Origin of the sequence: Leptospira ainlahdjerensis, from assembly GCF_016919175.1 — a bacterium.
Taxonomy (GTDB): Bacteria; Spirochaetota; Leptospiria; order Leptospirales; family Leptospiraceae; genus Leptospira; species Leptospira ainlahdjerensis.
In genome coordinates, this window is record NZ_JAFFPU010000044.1 from 95,327 (window position 1) to 115,904 (window position 20,578).

19 protein-coding genes and 1 pseudogene are annotated in these 20,578 nt (G+C 44.0%); 19 read left to right on the forward strand and 1 reads right to left on the reverse strand.

The window, feature by feature from the left end; all coding sequences use genetic code 11:
• The first annotated feature begins 56 nt into the window (after nt 1-56).
• Entirely contained in the window at nt 57-455 is a 399-nt protein-coding gene (locus JWG45_RS12900; protein WP_205280098.1) for a cyclic nucleotide-binding domain-containing protein, read from the forward strand.
• Nucleotide 456: 1 nt separating this feature from the next.
• Here JWG45_RS12900 and JWG45_RS12905 read toward each other — a convergent pair whose 3' ends face one another.
• Nucleotides 457-1,473: a GGDEF domain-containing protein gene (locus JWG45_RS12905; protein WP_205280099.1), complete on the reverse strand. Its 1,017-nt coding sequence runs from the start codon at nt 1,471-1,473 to the stop codon at nt 457-459.
• Between the two features lie 152 nt (nt 1,474-1,625).
• On the opposite strand from JWG45_RS12905, the gene JWG45_RS12910 reads away from it, so the two are divergent.
• The 18 genes and pseudogenes from JWG45_RS12910 to htpG all read left to right on the forward strand — a co-directional run bounded on the left by JWG45_RS12910 (nt 1,626) and on the right by htpG (nt 20,576).
• A complete protein-coding gene (locus JWG45_RS12910) occupies nt 1,626-2,372 on the forward strand; it encodes an SDR family oxidoreductase (RefSeq protein WP_205280100.1) in 747 nt (248 codons plus the stop codon).
• Complete coding sequence (locus tag JWG45_RS12915; RefSeq protein ID WP_205280101.1) at nt 2,348-2,899, forward strand: low molecular weight protein-tyrosine-phosphatase; 552 nt, start codon at nt 2,348-2,350, stop codon at nt 2,897-2,899. The genes JWG45_RS12910 and JWG45_RS12915 overlap by 25 nt, the downstream gene beginning before the upstream one ends.
• Before the next feature lie 24 nt (nt 2,900-2,923).
• Complete coding sequence (locus JWG45_RS12920) at nt 2,924-4,195, forward strand: NAD(P)/FAD-dependent oxidoreductase (protein WP_205280102.1); 1,272 nt, start codon at nt 2,924-2,926, stop codon at nt 4,193-4,195.
• Nucleotides 4,196-4,340: 145 nt separating this feature from the next.
• A complete protein-coding gene (locus JWG45_RS12925) occupies nt 4,341-4,790 on the forward strand; it encodes a sugar:proton symporter (protein ID WP_408611632.1) in 450 nt (149 codons plus the stop codon).
• Nucleotides 4,791-5,705: 915 nt separating this feature from the next.
• Nucleotides 5,706-6,573, forward strand: a pseudogene (locus JWG45_RS12930) (SDR family NAD(P)-dependent oxidoreductase).
• A gap of 9 nt (nt 6,574-6,582) precedes the next feature.
• Nucleotides 6,583-7,005: an SRPBCC family protein gene (locus JWG45_RS12935; protein WP_205280105.1), complete on the forward strand. Its 423-nt coding sequence runs from the start codon at nt 6,583-6,585 to the stop codon at nt 7,003-7,005.
• A 59-nt stretch (nt 7,006-7,064) separates the two neighbouring features.
• A complete protein-coding gene (locus JWG45_RS12940; RefSeq protein WP_205280106.1) occupies nt 7,065-7,436 on the forward strand; it encodes a hypothetical protein in 372 nt (123 codons plus the stop codon).
• Nucleotides 7,437-7,527: 91 nt separating this feature from the next.
• Nucleotides 7,528-8,595 (forward strand): DUF1574 domain-containing protein, encoded by a 1,068-nt coding sequence (locus JWG45_RS12945; RefSeq protein WP_205280107.1) that lies wholly within the window; start codon nt 7,528-7,530, stop codon nt 8,593-8,595.
• Between the two features lie 76 nt (nt 8,596-8,671).
• Nucleotides 8,672-9,991, forward strand: coding sequence for an LIC20035 family adhesin (locus tag JWG45_RS12950; RefSeq protein ID WP_205280108.1), 1,320 nt, complete (start codon nt 8,672-8,674; stop codon nt 9,989-9,991).
• Between the two features lie 269 nt (nt 9,992-10,260).
• The gene (locus JWG45_RS12955; RefSeq protein ID WP_205280109.1) at nt 10,261-10,875 is read left to right on the forward strand and encodes an LIC20036 family protein; all 615 of its coding nucleotides are present in this window, start codon (nt 10,261-10,263) and stop codon (nt 10,873-10,875) included.
• Between the two features lie 855 nt (nt 10,876-11,730).
• A complete protein-coding gene (locus JWG45_RS12960) occupies nt 11,731-12,720 on the forward strand; it encodes an AAA family ATPase (protein ID WP_205280110.1) in 990 nt (329 codons plus the stop codon).
• Nucleotides 12,721-12,727: 7 nt separating this feature from the next.
• Nucleotides 12,728-13,558 (forward strand): DUF58 domain-containing protein, encoded by an 831-nt coding sequence (locus JWG45_RS12965; protein ID WP_205280111.1) that lies wholly within the window; start codon nt 12,728-12,730, stop codon nt 13,556-13,558.
• Nucleotides 13,555-14,424, forward strand: a complete 870-nt coding sequence (locus tag JWG45_RS12970) for an LB_053 family protein (protein WP_205280112.1) — start codon at nt 13,555-13,557, stop codon at nt 14,422-14,424. Before JWG45_RS12965 ends, JWG45_RS12970 begins: the two co-directional genes overlap by 4 nt.
• Entirely contained in the window at nt 14,421-15,359 is a 939-nt protein-coding gene (gene batA, locus JWG45_RS12975) for a VWA domain-containing protein BatA (protein WP_205280113.1), read from the forward strand. Before JWG45_RS12970 ends, batA begins: the two co-directional genes overlap by 4 nt.
• A complete protein-coding gene (gene batB, locus JWG45_RS12980) occupies nt 15,356-16,399 on the forward strand; it encodes a VWA domain-containing protein BatB (RefSeq protein WP_205280114.1) in 1,044 nt (347 codons plus the stop codon). Before batA ends, batB begins: the two co-directional genes overlap by 4 nt.
• Nucleotides 16,396-17,088, forward strand: a complete 693-nt coding sequence (gene batC / locus JWG45_RS12985) for a TPR repeat-containing protein BatC (protein WP_205280115.1) — start codon at nt 16,396-16,398, stop codon at nt 17,086-17,088. The genes batB and batC overlap by 4 nt, the downstream gene beginning before the upstream one ends.
• Nucleotides 17,085-18,746, forward strand: coding sequence for a BatD family protein (locus JWG45_RS12990; protein WP_408611633.1), 1,662 nt, complete (start codon nt 17,085-17,087; stop codon nt 18,744-18,746). The genes batC and JWG45_RS12990 overlap by 4 nt, the downstream gene beginning before the upstream one ends.
• The gene (htpG, locus tag JWG45_RS12995) at nt 18,747-20,576 is read left to right on the forward strand and encodes a molecular chaperone HtpG (RefSeq protein ID WP_205280117.1); all 1,830 of its coding nucleotides are present in this window, start codon (nt 18,747-18,749) and stop codon (nt 20,574-20,576) included. It begins immediately after the preceding gene.
• Nucleotides 20,577-20,578: the final 2 nt, after the last annotated feature.

Consider the following 20,578-nt stretch of genomic DNA (forward strand, 5'->3'; position numbering starts at 1 on the left):
TCTGTCAATATGCGATTTTTTGGTAAAGAATCTATTTTATTAGGTCGGTTTAAATCATGAATAAGGTGCAGATCCCTGCTGGCGGTATCATCTTTCGCGAAGGCGAGCTGAATAACGCGATGTATGTGATTCTCAGCGGATCCGTTGAAATCTTTTTTACTCGTAAGAATGTCGTACAACGTCTTGCGATTATGAAAAAGGGAGACTTTTTCGGCGAGATGGCTCTCTTCCGTTCTTCTCCTAGGACCGCGACCGCAAAAACGATCTTGGATTGTGAACTTGCTGTGATCGAAAGTAAACAACAGTTAGAGAAGTTCTTAGTGAACAATCCGGACTTCTCCGCAAAGATGGTTCGAATTCTCGCGGATCGTCTCGCAAACACGAACGCGATCTTGATTTCTAAGTTGGACGAATACGCATCGGGAGAACTCGAGTTCGGAAGCTCAGCGGAATGATTTAAGTTTCGGAGGAATGGATCAAAATTCTATCCTTTCCGGATTTTTTCGCTTTGTAGAGGGCGGCGTCGGCATTCTTAAAAAGTTCGTTCGTGTCTTTTCCGTCTTCTCCAAATCTGCAAATTCCTCCCGAAACCGTGACGGCCAATCCGTACTGGCTCATCGAAGCTTCTAAGAGATAGTTTCGAAAACGATTGGCCGCGACGAGTGCGTTTTCTTTCGGAGTTTCCGGGAGGATTACCGCAAATTCTTCCCCGCCGATTCTGCAACAGATGTCTTCTTGTCGGAAAGAAAAAAGCATCGTACCCGCGATCAATCTTAGAATGTCGTCTCCAAATCCGTGTCCGTAGGTATCGTTGATGATCTTAAAATTATCAACATCCAGGATCAAAAGACAAAAATCTCTCTGATAACGCGAACTTCGATTGATCTCTTTGTTGAGAATGATGTTGAAATATCTTCGGTTGTAGATTCCGCTCGTTTCGTCGATTACCGTGTTTAGTATGATCTCCTCAAAGGAATACAACTCTACGATCTTTGGGTTTTCTATGATTCTGTTTTTGCTGAAGATATAGTCGAGCATGGAGACGATGAAGTTTACGTTTCTTCCCAGAGAAACGCTCATACTTTCCCCATGTTTGTAGATTTCTTCCCAGAGTATTTCCGCTTCCGATTCTTGGATTTCCAGATGAGAGATGATTCTAAAAAAATCAGAATAGAAGTAAGGATTGTTTACGGCGAGTTCCCCGATTCTGGTTTTGAATTCAGGCAAACCGGATTCGTGATCGTGTAAGAGGGAGATCACTTTTGTTTTGAAATCGGGCCCTACGTTGCGGATTGCTTTGAGTTGTTCGTTCATTTTGATTAACTCTAGCCTCGCCATTCCCGCCGTATTTTCCTGAGCTTCGAGAGTTTTTTCAGCTTCTAAAAGTTCGCTTTCGCTGAGTCTGGAAATTCTTTCGTAGAGCTCCACCAGACTTTTGAGTCTTGTAATTTCATCTTGCTGGTTCAGGTCCATGCACCTTACCACCTTTCTTTTTCGCACTCGCCTCCAAAAGAGGCGCTTTTACAAATTTATCGCTTTCAGGTTTTAAAGGTAAACTAAATAAACGGAGTCTTCTCTGAAATTAGTGTTTGAAGCAAGTTATAAGATAATAGGAAGTTGATTCTATGAAAAATGTTCTCATCACCGGAGCGAGTTCCGGAATCGGCAAAGAATTAGCCAGAATTTACGCGGAAGCAGGGGCTAACGTGGCTCTCACTGCGAGAAGAAAGGATTCTCTCAAAAAAATTGCGGATGATCTGAAAGCAAAGGGCGCGAAAGGAAAGATCGTATTCGCTTCTTTGGATGTGGCGGAATACGAACAGAACTTCAAGGTGATCCCAAAGCTCGTAAAAGAGTTGGGAGGTTTGGATTTGATGATTCTCAACGCCGGAATTTCCACCAGTTCCTCGTTTGGTGGAAGGAGTTTTGAGGCGGATCGAAAAGTGATCGAGACCAATTTGATCGGCGCGATGGCCGGTGTGGAGGCTGTTCTTCCGACCTTTCAAAAACAAAAGTCAGGTCAGTTCGTAGGAATTTCTTCCGTCGCTTCGTTTCGGGGACTTCCCGGATCCGCGAGTTATTCTTCTTCGAAGGCGGGACTTTCCACGTATCTGGAAGCTCTGAGGGGAGAGGTGAAACGTTATGGAATTTCTGTCACAGTGATTCACCCCGGTTTTATCGATACTCCGATCAACAATCAGATGAAGTCACGTCCCTTTGTGGTTCCCGTCGAAAAGGGTGCACAAAAAATTTATAAAAGAATTGAAAACAAAGTTTTATCGGCTACAGTTCCTTGGTTCCCTTGGGCATTCATAGGTATTCTTATGAGAAGTTTGCCAGAGTTTTTATGGTCGAAGATCAATCCGAAATAAATTTACCTTTTGAAAAGTCAGCCTCACAAAGCTGGATTCCGATCCGAGTTTTGTTTGTCTGTCTCGGAAATATCTGCCGTTCTCCCGCGGCGGAAGGCGCATTCTTAGATCTGATTCAGAAGAAGAATTTAGAATCCGCCTTCTTCGTGGATTCCTGCGGAACGTCCCGCTTTCATCTCGGAGAACTTCCCGATCCGAGGACGAGACAAGCCGCCCGAAAAAAAGGAATCGAACTCACTCACAGGGCTCGTCAATTTCGAAAAGACGACTTTCAAGAATTCGATCATATCCTCGCGATGGATAAGTCGAATCAGAAGGATATCCTCTACTTTGCATCCACGGAAGAAGAAAGAAAAAAAGTGCAACTCTTTCGATTCTTCCAAAAAGATTCCAAAAAAGATTCGGAGGTTCCGGATCCGTTTTATGGAACTCTAAAGGACTTCGACGAAGTGCAAAATATCGTTTCGGAAACCGCAGAAGACTTTCTGGAATTCCTCCTCTCAAAAAAACTGGATTTGAAAGCCTAATATCCGGGAGGAAAAAATCTCTCTATGAGTAAATCCGGAAATAAGAAGAAAGTAGTCGTCATCGGCGCAGGGTTCGGCGGTCTTCAAGCCGTCAAAAAACTCTCTCAAAACTCGGACCTCGATATCACGGTCATCGATAAAAAAAACCACCATCTTTTTCAACCGCTTCTCTACCAGGTTGCAACGGCAGTTCTGAGTCCCGCAGACATTGCGATTCCGACTCGATCCCTCGTTGGAGAAAGCGAAAACGTCACGGTAGTCCTTGGAGAAGCTACAAAGATCGATATTTCGAATAAGACCGTATATTATCAAAACACTTCCACAAATTATGATTATCTAATATTGGCCGCGGGCGCGAAGTCCAGCTATTTCGGAAACGATCAATGGGCTCAACATACGATCGGACTTAAAAACCTGAAGGATGCGCTCAAAATTCGTCATAAACTGTTGATCTCTTTTGAAAAGGCCGAACTTTCGGGAGATCCCGAAATCGCAAAGTCCCTTTTGAACTATGTAATCATCGGAGGAGGCCCGACGGGGGTGGAGCTCGCGGGTTCTATCGCCGAGCTTTCTCATCAGATCATTCGGGACGAATTTCATTCCATCGATCCGGCTCTTTCCAAGATCACTCTGATCGAAGCCGCTCCGAGACTATTGATGGCTTTTTCTCCTTCTCTTGGCGATTTTGCAAAACGCAGATTGGAAAAGAGGGGAGTGGAAGTTCTCACCGGAACCAGGGTTGTGAACATCGATGAGAAAGGAGTGCACCTGGAAGGAAAGACGATTCATTCCGAAACCGTAATCTGGGCTGCAGGAGTTCAGGCGAATTCGATCGCGGCCACGTTAGACGCTCCTTTAGACCGTTCCGGAAGAGTAATGGTCGACGAGTTCTGTAACATAGAAGGTCACCCGGAAGTGTTTGTGATCGGGGATATCGCCAATTATACAAAAGGTCTGGAACGTCCTCTTCCCGGAGTTTCGCCGGTTGCGATGCAACAAGGAAGATACGTCGCAGCCCTGATCAAAAGCGATCTGAAAAATAAAAAACGAAAAATCTTTCACTATATCGACAAGGGCTCGATGGCGACGATCGGAAGAACGGACGCGGTCGCCGAAGTCGGGTTTCTAAAGATGAAAGGTTTTTTCGGATGGCTCGCTTGGCTTTTTGTCCACTTGTTCTATCAGGTCGGATTTAAAAATAAGATTACGATCTTGATTACCTGGGTTTGGTCCTACATCGCTTTCAGCGCGGAGGCGAGAGTGATCCAGGACGAGGTCAGTGCAGAGAAGGACTAAAACCGATTTTTCAGCGGACTTCGAGTTTTGCAAAGTTGTTCGTAGTTTTTTTTGTTAGGCGTTTCTTTGAGACAAAACGATTTCAAGGAGACGCATTTTTTTAGGTTGTTGATATGAGAAGAATTGGGATCAGCTCCTTATGAGAATGAAACTTTTGATAACGATCGTCTTTTTGTGTGTCTTCTTTCCTTTTGTGTTCTATTATTTTTTGAAGAATCTGGAATACCGCCCCAAGGACGCTCTGAATTTATCCGATCAATTTCTGCATTTGTTGATTTCCAAAAAGTTTGAGAAGGCTTACGCTTTCACCAATCAAAATGCGATCGTGGGTAATTCTTACGAAAGATTTCAAAAGAAAATCGAAAGAGAATTGGGAAACGGTGGAGACGGGAGCTCCTGCGATCTTTCGATTACGGATTATTATCCAAAACAATCCTATGGAAATCGATTTCGTAGATTTTGGAATCGAAGTTCCGTCGAGGTCGATCAACTCCATATCGAATATGATCCATGCGGTTTGCCATTCCGTATTTCGCTCCGTCTCAATCGAAACGAAGAATGGAAGGTCGTAAACTTTCAATCCCACGCAGAATAGATCGTTAGAAAATTATAATCGGCTTTTCTAAACTTCTTTGCGGGTGACTTCGTTTATCAATTCCGCTTCCGATTCTTCGATCGATTCATATTGTAATCTGATCTCAGGATAGAAATCCGTTTATCAATTTTGACTCGTGTTTTGATCGACCTTCCCCGTAAGTTGAGAGGAAGTCATGAGGTTTTTCCTGTAGGAAAGGTTTTTTAGGAGTTCCTACACGGGGATTTATTCTTGCAAAATTAGAATTTTGTGATATAGGAGAGTCGCCGTGGTTTTTTTCCACCACCCACCCCTCCGCCCGAGATTTGGGCGGGGCGCGCCGCTTTCACGGAAGGGCGTCGGAGTTCCGACAAAATATCTGCAGATTCAGGTACCTTGTGAGTGAGGATACGGATACGTGTGGGTGATTTTGATCGAGAAACTACAAGGCCGATTTCCGGTTTCCTTATTTTTATCTCGACGACGAACGTCGTATCGGTCGGAATCTTTGAGAATATTCTTCTTCTTTGAAAAGATAAGCCACGCAGTGATCGATTTTGAGGGTACGTTTTTAAACATAAGGTGGTCGTTTTGTTCCACCGAGTTTGCGAATGAATCAAGTTCTTTCCATTTCAAAATCCGATTTCGATCGTAACCGAAATTTCTTCGTTTTGGTTTTTTATCTTCTAAAAAAAATCTTAACAAAAGGTAAAAGTGAGAAATAAGGAGAATAGGAACAAAGAAAGAATGTCTAACGTTTCACTCCGGCATATACTTTATTCTTTGAAAACCTACTCTTTAACAATTTTTCAGAGTCGTATTTGTTGAGATTCTTCTTCGTTTTTTCAATTGTTTCTTTCTTACGGAAAATTTTTTACTGCCCGCTTCAATGAAAGAACGAATTGAGCCTTGTCTTTTCAGGTTAGGCGGAACGGAATCTTCTCTTTTCTCATTGAAAAAATCCTTGAACCCTTTCTTCTCGCGGACAAAATGCTCTGGAATGAATGCGAATTATTGGAAAGGCAAGACGATCGTTGTTACCGGGGGTTCATCCGGGATCGGAGAGGCGATTCTTTCCACACTTTCTAAGATCGACTGTAAACTGATCAATCTTTCCAGAACACAACCTGAACTCGTAAAACGTAAGAATCCGTTTGCCGCGGATTTGATCCATATCCAAGCCGATTTGAGTTCGGAGAAGGAAATCGATAAGGCTATCAAAAAAATTTCGAAAGAATACAGAGGAATCGACGTTCTTTTTGCAAACGCCGGAGTCACCACCCATTCCCGTTTCGACGGAACAAGAATCGAGACTTTTCGTAAGACGTTCGATATCAATTTTTTCGGTCCCATCTATCTCATTCAAAGATTACTTCCTCAGATCAAACTCAATCTGGGAACGGTGATCGCGACTTCGACCGTCAGCGGCCTTTACGGAATTCCCGGAAGAAGTGCGTATTCTTCTTCCAAGTCCGCGCTACACGCCGCATTGGAAGCTGCAAGAATCGAACTCTCGGAACAAGGACTTTCCTTTATTATTTTTTGTCCTCCTTATACGAAAACAAAACTGAGAGCGAGCGGATTGGACGGCGACGGAAAACCTTTGAACGAAGGTTATTACCCGAGCAAAAAAATAAAAACTCCGGAAGAAGTCGCCTTAAGAATGTTAGACGCCGTGGAAGATCCCGGGTCGAGATTGGTCATCATGGACAGCTCCGGATTCTTCTTGAAGTGGCTTCGGAATATCGCTCCGGCATTTTTAGAAAGAACTCTATTCAAAAAACTTTATAAAGATTTTCACTAGTAGGAAAGCATGGAAACGAGAAGTGTTGTAAAAGAATTTCAGTTCGACTATCCTCTGATGAGAGTGTGGAACGCGGTGACGATCAACGAAGAACTAATCCACTGGTTGGCGGATAAGGTAACCGGACGTCCGAAGGAAGGTGCCAACTTCGCTTGGACTTGGAGACTTGGAATGGAGGGCGACCTCACGACCAACGGGATTTATAAAAAGATAGTTCCTCTCAAGGAATTGATATTGCTCTGGCAGGATCATCCCGCCGGAGAGATCGAGCTCAAACTCGAATTTCAATCCTTAGGTGAGAATTCTTCAAAACTCATCGTTACGAATTCGGGTTATCCCGTAGGCGATAAGTATGACGTTTGGATCGAAGCGGCCTCTGAAGGATGGGAAGAAGAAGGAAAACATTTGAGAGAATACTTAAAAAAATCTTGAGCGGACAAGGCCTCTAAAAAAGATGGTAAAAGGAACCTATAGGAAAGGTGATTTTACCTGTGGAACTACTCGATTTAGAAAGTTACTTTCAAACACTCACAGATCTCACTGATACCATAGCAGTCGTCAATTCTCCTTACGAATCAGACTTTGACCATGATATCGGACAGTTAGAGCAGTATTTCTCTGATATTGCTTCTAGACCCTGGGAAACTTCGGAAAGAGATTACTTTAATCTTTTTTGCAGTCACTTTACATTCCACGCAAAGATCGTGGAAGAAATCATTCATGAAGCTAGGCGGGTTCTTATGCCCGAAAGAAGAGTCTTCGTCAAACGTCTTGTCGCTTATCATAAGCACGCAGAAGAATGGTTTTCGGAACTCCAAAAGAAACGCAAGCAGTTCTCTCAGAAAGATATGGTAACGGCTTGATTTCATTTGACAGCTACCCGCTTCTCTAAGAATCTGAGCCGGTGTCTTCACCGGCTCTTTTCATATTAACACATTCTCCCGGGAGAATCTCTTGAAATCCAAGCCTTTCCTCTGGTATCCAGTTTTACTCTTTATTGCTATCTTTCTCTTCGATAAACTTTTCTTTTTGGATACGGTAAGGGATTACGTTAAACAAGAATTCACTTACATCTACTACGACGTTAAAAAAGAACTCCTAAAAGAGATCGTTTTCAAATACGGAAACGATGGAGAATATAAAAAGGATTCTTCCAAGAAGAAAAAGCTCATGATTCTTATGGGTTCTTCCCGAATGTTGTATTTCCAAAATTCGGATCTGGAAGCCTTTTATCCGGATTGGGATATCTACAATCTTTCCTCCGCAGTTACAACTCCCGCCTATTATCTCTATTTTTTGGAAGGACTTGCAAATGGAGGAGTTCGTCCGGATCTCGTCGTGATCGAGACCGACCCGTTTCAGTTTAACAAAAACAGTACTACATTCAAAAAATCGAATTTAGCCAACAGTTTCGATCCGGGTTTTATTCTTAAATATGCCTGGACCTTGGGTAAGGAAAACGTAAACTACTACTTCGGAAATTTTCTCTTTGGCGTGAGTTACAACAAGCCTTATATCGGGAACGTAATCAAACGTATAAAAAGCGAGAATGTGATAATCGCGGAAATGCTGAAGTCGATGACCATCGCCACTCTGAAGAACGACAAAGGGAACTCGATTTCGCCGGCTGGGGCTTACGTCGAAAAAGATTTTGGTAAAATTCAAGAATCCGCTAAAAAAACGGTCGGTTGGATTTATCCTTCCTACGCGCCGTCGGAAATGCAATACGAGTTTTATCAAAAAATTCTTAACTTGTTGAAGGAAAAAAACTGGAGAGCCTTGTTTGTCAAACCGGGGTCTTCGATTCCTATGGAAAAAACATTAGAGGAACTCAATATTCCCGGACCTTGGTTTGAGATCGTAAGACCTATGCATGAAAAGGCGGGCGTTCCCCTTATCGATATGAGCAGGGATTCTTATTATGCCTGCAACACGTACGCTGACAGCGGTCATATTTCCTTGGATTGTTATCGGCCTTTCATACGTTTTATTCTTCTTCACTACTACTTGGATCAAAAGTAATTTTTCGGAATTTCTTGACTTTTGGATTCGCTTCCTTAACGTTTGGGAGAAGTTTTTAAACTCTTAAGGAATAATCATGAAACAACTCTGCTTGTCTCTGCTCGCAGTTCTTGCCGTCTCCTGCTCTACGATTCCGGGCGTGGAAAATAAAGGCAAGGATCAGGAAATACAAATCCTTCCACCCAACATTCGTGTGGAAAAATACAAAGAAACATTCAATATGAAAGCGGAAGGCCCGGTCGCTACCGACTGTTCAGGCAAGCCTTGTTCACCCGAACAATTGGACGGCCTAAAACCCGATCAGATCAAAAAGTTTAAGAAGAACGGAGCTTGGAAAGAATACCAAGAGAAGGAAGACTCCGCTACTAAGAAAAAGATCAGCGTCCTGATTCGCACCGGAGAATACAAAGACGATAAAAGAGAAGGTTCTTGGAAAACTTTGTATGAAACCGGAGAAGTTCTTCGAGATACTCCGTATGTCGCCGGTTTAAAAGAAGGCGAAGAGAAAAAACTCAAAAGAGACGGAGTACAAACGGAAAGCACGGTTTACAAAGCAGATAAGAAAAACGGTCCTTATTGGAAGAAAAACAACGAAGGCCTGATGGACGAAGAGGGAGCCTATAAGGACGATCAGAAAGACGGAGTCTGGACGGAATACTACGCGGAGCCGGGACAAAACGGTGCCAAGAAAAAAGTTTCCACATATTCCAACGGCATCAAACAAGGTCCGGAAACTTCTTATCATAAGGACGGAAATACGGTTCAGAGCGAAGGTTCTTACAAAGACGATCTGAAGACCGGAATCTGGAAGACCTACTACGACAACGGTTCCATCCAGATGGAAGGCGGTTATAAACCGAAGCCCGCGCCTGCGGATGAAAAGGAAAAAGATCCGAAGGAAAAGAAAGCGCTTCGTTCGGGTTATTGGAAAGAATATTATAAAAATGGAAATGTCTTTGCGGAAGGCCAGAGAGAACACACTCGGAAAGGAGTTTGGAAGTTCAATTGGAGCAACGGAAATCCCGCTTACAAAGGCGAGATGATGAACGAATTTATGATGTCTTCGGCGGAAGCTTACAACAAAGAAGGTCAGATGATCGGAAAAGGGAAACTTCAGTTTTCGATCATGAACATAGACGAAGCGACTAACGAGCTTAAGGCGAGCTACAGACCCGACATTCCTTTTACGTATTATAAGAACGGTAAAAAACAATTCGAGATTCTGAGCGAAACGAAGGCGATCGAATACGACGAAAACGGAACCAAACTCGGGGAAGGTCCGATCATGCCGGGAACTAACAAGAAGAACGGTTGTTGGTCGGTGAGTTCCGGGAAGACCTATTACATCAACGGAAACGAAAACAAAAAGATGGGTGAGATGCAGGGTTGTAAATAGAGTCCATTTCTTTTTTACTCTGTATTTGTTGTTCCGACAAACCGATTCCGCGAAAAAAGACTTGAGGAGGGGATTCAAGGTTCTTTTTCAGGCGGAATTGTGTTGATTTTTTTAAAACGGTTTACGTGCGACTTTATCCGTGTCTTCGGAAGAAGGTTTTTGATTTCCAAAAATCGGAAGAGCACAATCTAAGAAAAAAAAGCAGAAGTGTTCTTCTGCTTTTTTGTTTTCGGATGTGAATGCTTTTTCGGATTCTCCGATAATATCGTATGAACATTGAAACTACTTCCCGTTCTTTTTGGAAAAGGGACCTTATCATTTTGATTCCCACCGCCATTCTATTTTTCCTCTTAGGTTTTTTCTTGAGAACCTGCGGTTCCGCAATGAATCGATCCGCAAAGGTGACATACAACGGTTCTTTTACCCAAGGCGCTCTGGTTTTTTTAGATCAGAAAGTGCTAAGGCTCCAAGATCCGGATCAAGAAATTGCAATGGAAATGGTCGAAAAAATCGAATTCTTTCCGGAAGAAAATTCTACGGAGTCCGCTGAACTTTCGGCGAACGATAAACTCTTTGTGGGAACTTATCAACTTACTGTCGGCCCTCACAAAGGGGTTCTTCAACTTTTCGGGGGTAAGAATGGTCGCCTCTATGGAAATTTAAAATTCTCCAATTGGGGAAAGGGAAAATGGGAACCGGTCGGTGCTCCATTTATAAAAGGGAATCAGATCCAATTTGTAAGATCTTGTTCGGGTCTGAAGTGTTCGGAGATCGGGAGTAACGTTCCTTTTTCTCAAAAGTATATCGGAGTTTTGGAAGGTCGCTCCATCTCTGGAACTTATCGCGGAAATAATAGCTCCGGAAACTGGGAAGCAAAGAGATAAGATTTGAACGCGATCCGGATTTTCTTCAGAACTCAATCTGGGTGACGGCGCTACAAGGAGAGGGAAGGATTGAGAACGGTCGAAAGAATTTTCTCATTGGAAAAATTAATGGAAAAGAGATTCCGTCGTCGTCGTGAACTTGGTCTTGAAAGTTTGTCTGCCATCCCGCGTGAGCTGACAAGTATCTTGAATCCGGAGGAATCTGTCGGAGCTACGACAATCTTTCTATGAAAGCGCACCGCCCTGAAATTGCCGGGCCTTACCCACAAGCCGAGAGGGGTTGCAACGAGAATCGGAGAAATTTTTTAGGAGTTCCTACACGGGGATTTATGCTTGCAAAATTAGAATTTTGTGATAAGGGAAAATTTCCGGAATTTTTCCGCCACCCGCCCCACCACCCAAGATTTGGGCGGGGCGCTACTTTCACGGAAGGGCGTCGTAACTACGACGGCTTTTTTTACGATCCAGGCAACTCTGTAGATAAGGTTCAGCTGAAATTGGGTGGCGGAGTCGGGTTCGTGGGGAAAAGTCGTAGGATTTTTCTAAATCATAGAATCGCTATTCTCGCAAGGACGATTTTTTAGAAATCCTTGTCGGAACTCCGACAAGGGCAAAACAAATTTCTTGACTCCCTCGAATCGATTTCTCCTCCGAAATCATTCGGGGCCGACACCCTTCCGGAAAGGAGTGGTAAGAGAGAAGGGGAGGGAGGACCGGTTTCGAAGACGAGCGACATGAGAATTCGTTCCGAGAATATAAGACTGGAAAAGAAGATTCCCTTTTCCGAGCGGCACGAAGAGCGCATATCGAGGGAATTCGCTTGAAGCGGATCCCAGGTTCTCCGATTCTTACCTTATGGAAAAAGATCTTCTATCTGGAGAAGACGTCGAGTTTGCAAGAATCACTCTAGAAACTCTAAAGAAAGAATTGAGTAAAGAAATTACAGGACAAGACGAGGTCATCCGAAACGTTCTAGTTTGTCTGGTCTGTCAAGGCCACGTCCTCCTAGAAGGGATGCCGGGACTTGCGAAAACGTTACTCGCGAGATCTCTCGCCTCCGCTTTGGATTTGGATTTTAAAAGAATCCAGTTTACCCCGGATTTGTTGCCGGCCGATCTTGTAGGAACCGTAGTTTTTAATCCGAAGACCACCGAGTTTGAAACAAGAAAGGGACCCGTTTTTACGGGAGTTCTACTCGCGGACGAAATCAACCGCGCTCCTGCAAAGGTGCAGTCGGCTCTCCTGGAAAGTATGGAAGAGAAGACGATCACCATCGGAGACAAAACGTATAAACTCGATCGTCCCTTTCTCGTGATCGCGACTCAGAATCCGATCGATCAAGACGGAACCTATCCTCTTCCCGAAGCGCAGATGGATCGGTTTTTTATGAAAGTCAACGTAGGTTATCCTGCTCTCGAAGAAGAGATCGCGATCCTCGATCAACACGGACGTTTGAATACGGAGAACGGGAAAATCAAAAAGGTAGTCACTTCGAAAGATATTCTAAAATTGTCTTCGTTTTTGGATAACGTCTTTATCGAAGAGAAGATCAAGTCGTATATCGTTCGTCTTGTGCGAAATACAAGACCCGAGGAAAGAACGATTCCGGAACTCATTCCTTATATCCGTCACGGCGCTTCTCCGAGAGCGTCCTTGAGTATATTAAAAAGTTCTAAAGCGAATGCGCTTCTCAACGGAAGGACATACGTGATCCCGGAAGACGTCAGAGTTTCCCTTGTGGAAATATTGAGGCATCGAATTCTTCTAACCTTCGAGGCCATTTCGGAAGAATTGGATGTGGAATCTCTGATTAAAACAGTGGTCGAGGCGACTCCGGTTCCTTAAATACTTTATGATTCGTAAAGAATTCTTATCCATTCTTTCGAGCCTCGAATTGGGTCGAAGAACTCGATCCTTTCGGGAGAAGGCGGGAAGCGCGGAAAGTTCGAAACGCGGAAGAGGTCTCGACTTTAAGGACGTTCGTCTTTACAGTTTCGGAGACGACACCCGTTTAATCGACTGGAATGTGACCTCCCGTTTTGGAGAACTCTATGTCCGGGAATTCTACGAAGAAAAAGAAAGACAGGCGATTCTTTTCTACGACGTTTCCAGTTCTATGGAATTCGGTTCGGGAAAATTTTCGCGATCCGAAAACGCCTTTCAGGTCTTGGCGCTTCTCTCCTTGCTCTATGTCCAAAAGGGGAATCGAGTCAAGATTATCCTTTTTAGCGACAAGGTAGAATGGGAAACGGACTTTCTCCGTTCACGAGACCAACTTCTTCCCACGCTTCAAAAAATATTCAAGAAAGAATCGGTAGAAAGAATCTCCGATCCTCTTTTACCGTTTCGTTATCTAAAAAACCGCGTTCACAGACACGCGGAAGTATATTTGTTAAGCGACTTCATTGGGATCGGATCTCTCAAAAAATATTCCAGCTTAAGAAAACTCTATTCTCTCCACGCGATTCGTTTTAGGGATCCGATTGAAATGGAAACCCCGAAGTCGCTTCTTTCCTTTTTTTACACGAGGGATCCAGAGGAAAAAACAGGAGGTCTTTTTGCAAGAACGCTTGCCCCGGAATATGAAACTAAAACTTTAAATTCTTTTTTTCAAGGCTCCTTGTTGGATCTTACCGACTCGGAACCGGATACGAAAAAAATCGTTCGGTATTTTATGAAATGAAAAACGGAATTCAAATTATCGTATATTCTTGGATTCTAATGTTTTCTTCCTCGCTTGCGGGAGAAGCCGTAGAAACCCTTTCTCCGGACGCGGTTTTGGTCGCGCAGAAGGTTCGATACGAGCTCAAATGGACCGCCGGAGAAATCAAGGAGATTGTCGCGCCTCAGGTCGGGATTCATTTTGCGGAAGGGGTTCCCGATTTACCCTGGTTCGAAGTTCTTCTTTCCGAAAAAAAAGATACGAGTATCGCGCTTGAAATTTCCTTTTATACAACGGGAGAATTTTCGATTCCGGTCTCTTGGATTCTTTCCAACGGGAAACGCGAATTATCTCAAAAAAAAGTTCTCGTAAATTCCGCTCTTTCCGATTCCGACACGGGGCCTTCCGATATCATTCCTCCTTTGAGTTTTTCCGGATCGTATCTGGGAAGGCTTCTTGTTTTCCTGGTTCTTTTCGGAATTCTTCTCGCGTTCGGAATTTACGCGTTCCGATTGTATGCGGGACAATCTTCTCCTTTGGATGCGATCATACAAACGACTCCTCAACTGGAAAGAATGGAAGTGTATGAAATCCGTCTCCAGAAACTCCTAAAAAAAGACCCGATTCCCGCTCGAGAATTCGCGAGGCTTTTATCAGGTTATATCCGGGAAAAGGCGGCCAATCTTTCCGGAAGAAAAACCGCCTCTTTTACCGAGGCCGAACTTTTTCAGTTTTTATACGATCAATTTCCTTTTGAAGAAAGAGAACTCCAGTCTTGGAAAAAATTCTTAATCGAAAAAAAATTCAAACCCGGAGAAACGTTCCTTACAAAAGAAGACGCCGAGGATAAATTTTTTCATTGGAAAGAAACCTGGGATAAATCATGAATTTTGAATATCCTTACGCACTTTTATTTTTTGTTCCGGTTTGGGTCTGGACTTTGATATATTATCAAAGAAGAATGTATCTTCAGAGAATGGAAGTCCGTCTTCCGGGAAGGAGGACGGGTTCCTTCTCAAAACTGGAAAGATTCGGAATTCTTCTTCCATTGTTTCGTCCGATCGCACTCAGCTTTCTCATCGTAGCCCTTGCAGGCCCGGGAAAAAAGGTGACTTTTCTTCCCGATGAAAAAGAAGGAGTGGATATCATGATCGCTCTCGACGTTTCGGGATCTATGTCCAGGAGCCGCGACTTTCTTCCGGAAACAAGGTTGGGAGTTTCAAAAAAACTTCTTCGTCGTTTTATCGAAAAACGTCAGAATGATCGTCTTGGTCTTGTGGTATTTGCAGGCGCCGCGTATTTGCAGGCCCCGCTTACGGGAGATCGCGAGTCTTTAAACGAAATTCTGGGCACGATCGAAGAAGAAACCGTAGCGGAGCAGGGAACTGCGATCGGAGACGCCATCATCCTCTCCACATATCGTCTGCGCGCCTCTCGCGCTCGTTCGAGGGTCATCGTATTGATCACGGACGGCGTTTCCAATACAGGTAAGATTGATCCGGTCACCGCTACGGATCTTGCCGAACATATCGGAGCCAAAATTTATTCCATCGGAATCGGAAAGGAAGACAGCTCTTACGAGATCAATTTTGAGATTTTACAAGAACTTTCGGCGAACACCGGAGGCCAATTCTTTCGGGCCGAAGATCCCGAGGAGATGAAACAAGTTCTCGCATCCATCGACTCTTTGGAAAAGGATCCTCTCGCGGCGCCTCCGAAAGAAGTCCGAGAAACCGAATACGAACTTTGGCTCTATCGAGCGCTCGTTGTTTTACTCTTGGACCTGATTTTTCGATCGTTTGTGTTTCGGTATTATGTATGAGTCACGAGTTCTCGTCGTATCTAAAGAATATTTTCTACGCGGTTCTGGCGTTTTGGTCCATATATTCCAGTATTAGAATATACTTGATTTATAAAGTTTCTAATTGGAGGATTCAGTATCCCGGATTGGAGAGGACTTCCTCTTTTCCAAAAGCGATTTTCGTATCCGCGAGAATTTTTCTCCTGTTTATCGCCTTGATTTGTATTTTTTTTGCTGGATGGAAAACGGATTATAAGGACGAAAAAAAGGAGGAATCCTTCCGAGGAGTCGATATCCTCTTTCTCGTGGACGTCAGTCTTTCCATGCAGGCGGTCGACAACGCTCCGACCCGGCTCGCAAAATTCAAAGAAATCCTTTTGAGAATGTTGCCTTCCCTTGAGGGGAATCGTTTTGGAATGATCGTCTTTGCCGCGAGTCCGTTTCTCTATTGTCCGATGACTTCGGACGTGGCGGCTTTTTCGGATTATGTCCGAGGACTGGACGTGGATATGGTGGGGGATCGGGGAACCGATCTAAAGAAGGCCTTTCAAAAAGCGGAAGATCTGCTAAACTCGGAGAAAGTGTTTCGCAATCGAATTTTGATCTTGGTAACGGACGGGGAAGATCAGAACGATCCGGAACTCGTTTTTTTTCCGGCGAATTTTCAGATCTGGGCGACGGGAACGGAGTCCGGAGGCCCGATCTCATACAACGACGAAGAATCGGGACTGAGCGGTTATCTTTTGAAAGACGGAACCTTGAGTCCGAACGCGAACGTGCCCGGAGTAATCCAGTCGAAGATGAATTCTTCCTTTTTACGGGAACTCGCGAAAAAGAACAACGGATCCCTGTATTCTCTGGAAACAAATCCGCCGGTTGTGGAGTCTTTTCAAAAGGAGATCCGTACTTTGGAGGAAAATCTTTATTCTCGGAAAAAGGATCTCAAACGAGCGGAAGGTTCGGGTAAATTTTTGTTCGCGGCGATTCTTTGTATGCTCTTGGATTGGATATTTGTGGAAACGTTTTTATTCTCCAAAAGAAAAGGGGAGGCCGCAGCGTGAAACGAATTCGTATTTTAGAATATATTGTAATTCTCATGTGTTTGATCGTTTTGGCTCCGGCGGGAGCGGTGGAGTTGGATCCGGGCGGGAATCGAATCAGCGAAGCGTTGGAACACTACAATCAGGGAGAATATCTCGATTCGCTTCGGAAATACCAAGAGGCAGAAACTTATTTCCCGGACGATCCTCGACTGGAGTTCAACCGAGGAGCCGCGGAGTTCAAGTCCGGAAATTTGGACAAGGCGATCCGCCATTTTGAAAAGTCGGCGGGTTCTTCTTCTCCGGAAGTGCAGTGGAGATCCCGTTTTAATTTAGGAAACAGTTATATGCGCGCGGGAGATCGAAAGAAGGCCGCGGAAGAATACATCAAGGCCCTCAAGCTCAATCCGGATCTCAAAGAAGCCAGAAAAAATCTGGAATACCTGAGGCAAAATCCGCCTCCCCAAAATTCTCAGAACAAAACTCCGAATTCTTCTAATCAAAATCCGAAAAATTCTCCTTCACAAAAAGGAAATCAGCCGCAGAATCAGAACGATCCTTCCTCAAACGGCGACGTCATCGGAGAATCTCCCCGCGATCAAAAGGGGAAGTTAACCGAAGAAGAAGCCAAAAGAATTCTGGATTCCTTGGATCTCAATCAAATCCGAAGGAAGAGCAGGAAGAGCCGGGACAGAGAGGTCTTTTGGTGAAACGAATTCTTTTCGTCCTAATTCTTTTCGGTCCATTCGCGCTCGGTGCGGAGGAGATCAAATTCTACGTTACACGAAACATGTTTCATCTCGGAGAGGAATCCTACGCCGTCTTCGAGATGGATCTCAATTCCAAATACACAATCCCTCAAAACTCTTTTTCCAACGGAGATCTTACGGTTTTTTACGCCGGCATCGAAGAGAATACTACGATCATCAACTTTCAAGTTTTTCGAAAAAGACTTTTGAAGTTTAGAATCAAAGCTTCCAAACAAGGAACGTTTGAACTCCCTCAGCTGAGTATCGAAGTCAACGGCAAACCGTTTACACCCGGCTCCGTTCAAGTTCAGATTCTTGCAAGAACACAGACCGCGAAGAGCAGAGGAGGATCTTTTTTCGATCGATTCTTTCAGTTCGAAGGGGAGGACCTTCCGGAAAACGCGGACCTCCGCGTTTTGTTTCAGACGAGTAAAAAACAAGCCTGGATCGGAGAACCGATCATCGGATATTTTACGCTATACTATCGCGACGTAAGAAAACCCTATTTCGATCGTAACCCCGCGGACTCGATTCAATTCCCTTATTTTAGAAGCGAAGTTTTATCCGGTGTTGCCGTAAAAATTCCCGAGCAGATTTTATACGAAGGAAACGTCTACGACGTCGCTGTTTACAACAAGGAAATCTATTCTCTCATTCCTCTTCGTCCCGGAGAATTTTATCTCGGAAAAACCACGTTCTCTTTGGAAGGACAGCTTCAATCCTACTTTAACGTAAAGACGGTTTCTACGATTCCGAATCAGATCTCGGTGCGACCTCTCCCTAAAACCGAAGAACAATTCAGCGGAGGAGTGGGGAAGTTCAAAACTCAGATAAAACTCAAAAACGATCCCTCCGAAATCGCGGTCGGCGATACTCTTTATCTCACGGTTATCATAGAAGGAGAAGGGAATCTATCTTCGGTTTCCGATCCTTTTTCCTCCGCTTGCAACGGAGGTAAAAATTGTTTTCCACGAGCCACGTTGTATGACACACGCAGGTCTTGGAAATTTACCGAATTGGAAAACTCGGGTTACGGTTTTTATTCCACCGTGAAATTCGAATATGGAATTCCGATGACCAAAAAAGGAATCTGGAAGGAAGAACCCAAGTCCTTTGTCTACTTCGATCCGGATTCGGGGATTTACAAAAAGTCGATTTTAGAATTTCCATCCGTGGAAGTTCTCGCCGAGTCTAAAAAGAAAAAATTTACGATCGGCAAAAACGAGGATGAGGAATCCGCAACCGATTCTTTAAAACGGATCGGATTATTTTCTTTGGGTCTTCTGTTAGTTCTCGCAGTTGTTTTTTCGATCTGGATTCGGAGAAGAAAATCGGAAATCGATTTTAACGTTTTAGAATGGATTCCGGGGTTCGTCCGAATCTCCGGAGGCCCGATCTTAAAAGAGCTTGACCTACTGATAGGAATCAAAAGAGGCTTGGTATTAAAGCAATCTCTGCTGTCAAAGGGGATCTCTGAATCGGACGCTTCCTTTCTGGCAAACATTTCCCGAACGGAATCCAACTTTGTCGAAATTTCCCGTGGATTGAACTCCGATGGGAAGAAGAATCTGCTTAGAATCGCACAGACGATCGTTAAAAAATTAAAGGAGGAAACTTAAATGAGCGAAGAAATCAAAGGAAGAATTTCCGTAGAAACGGAGAACATATTTCCGATTATTAAGAAGTGGTTGTATTCCGAAAAAGACATATTCATTCGAGAACTCGTGTCCAACGCAAGCGACGCAATCACTAAGTTGAGAAAAATTTCCCTTTCCGAAGAGTTCGAAGGCGGCACCGATTACCGAATCGATCTCGATTTCGATCAGGAAAAAAGAATTCTTACGATCGAAGACAACGGAATCGGGATGAGTTCCGAAGAAGTTCAGAAATACATCAATCAAATCGCATTCTCCAGCGCCGAAGAATTTGTCAAAAAATTTCAAGGAGAGGGAGGTAAACCCGAAATTATAGGCCACTTTGGTTTGGGATTTTATTCCTGTTTTATGGTTTCGACTAAGGTCGTTATTGAAACCAAGTCCTACAAAAAGGGATCGACGGGAGTTATCTGGGAAAGCGAATCGGGAACCGAGTTTTCTCTTCGCGCTTCCGATAAGACAACTCGTGGAACCAAGATCACGCTTCATCTCGATGGAGATTCCGGAGAATATCTTGATCAGTGGAAGTTAAAGGAGCTCATTCGTAAATACTGCGATTTTCTTCCCGTGTCGATCTATGTAAAAACCGAACAAGCAAACAAACAGACGCCTCTTTGGTCCGAAACTCCGGCCTCGGTCACGAAGGAAAAATACGACGAATTTTACAACTACCTCTTTCCGTTTTCGGGGGAGCCTCTCTTTCATGTTCATCTCAACGTGGACTATCCTTTTCGGTTACAGGGAATATTATATTTTCCTAAACTAAAACACGAGCTCGACGTAAATCAATCCGGTATCAAACTCTATTGTAACCACGTATTCGTAAGCGACGACGCAAACGAATTGGTGCCTAAGTTTTTGACAGTTCTTAAAGGGACGATCGACATTCCTGATCTTCCGCTGAACGTGTCGAGGTCTTATCTTCAGAGCGATCCTCTCGTCAAAAAAATCTCAGCGCATATCGTCAAAAAAATCGCGGATCGTCTTCACGAGGAATTCAAAAAGAACGAGGAAGAGTTTAAGAAGAATTGGGAAGAAATTTCCATTTTTGTGAAATACGGTATGCTCACGGACGATAAGTTCTACGAAGCCGCAAAGGATCTCGTATTCTTCAAAACCTCGAACGGAGATATCGTTCGCCTGGACGAGTATTGGAACAAAAATAAGGAAAAGAACGGAGGAAAGGTCTTCTACGCAAACGAAGCGGAGACTTCTTCCGTTTATATGGATCTTCTTAAGTCGCAGGGTTTGGAGGCGATTCTTGTGGATTCCAGAATCGATTCTCACTTTGTCCAATTTATCGAATCGAAAAATTCCGAGATGAAGTTTCAAAGAGTGGATGCCGAACTCGCGGACGGAGTTGTGGACAAAGAAAGCGCATCCACCTTGGTCGATTCCGAAAATAAAACCGAAGCGGACCGTGTGAAAGAATGTTTTGAACAAACCCTCAAACGTGAAGGATTGGAAATCAAAGCCGAACCTCTCAAAGCGGAGGGAGTTCCCGCAGTGGTTCTTCTTCCGGAACACTTGCGTCGTTTGAGTGAGATGAATCTGATGGGCGGTCAAAAGCCGATGGATCTTCTAAAAAATCATACGCTGATTCTCAACACACGTTCTACGCTGGTGAAAAACATCCTTGCGCTTTCGAAAGGACCTAACCCCGAAAAGGCGGCTAAGTTGACCCGAACGGTCTACGATATGGCGCTCCTTTCGTCGAAAATTTTCGGGGAAACGGAGTTTGCGGAGTATCTCAAACGGACCACGGCAACCTTAGAGGAGTTAAGCGCTTCCTAAAA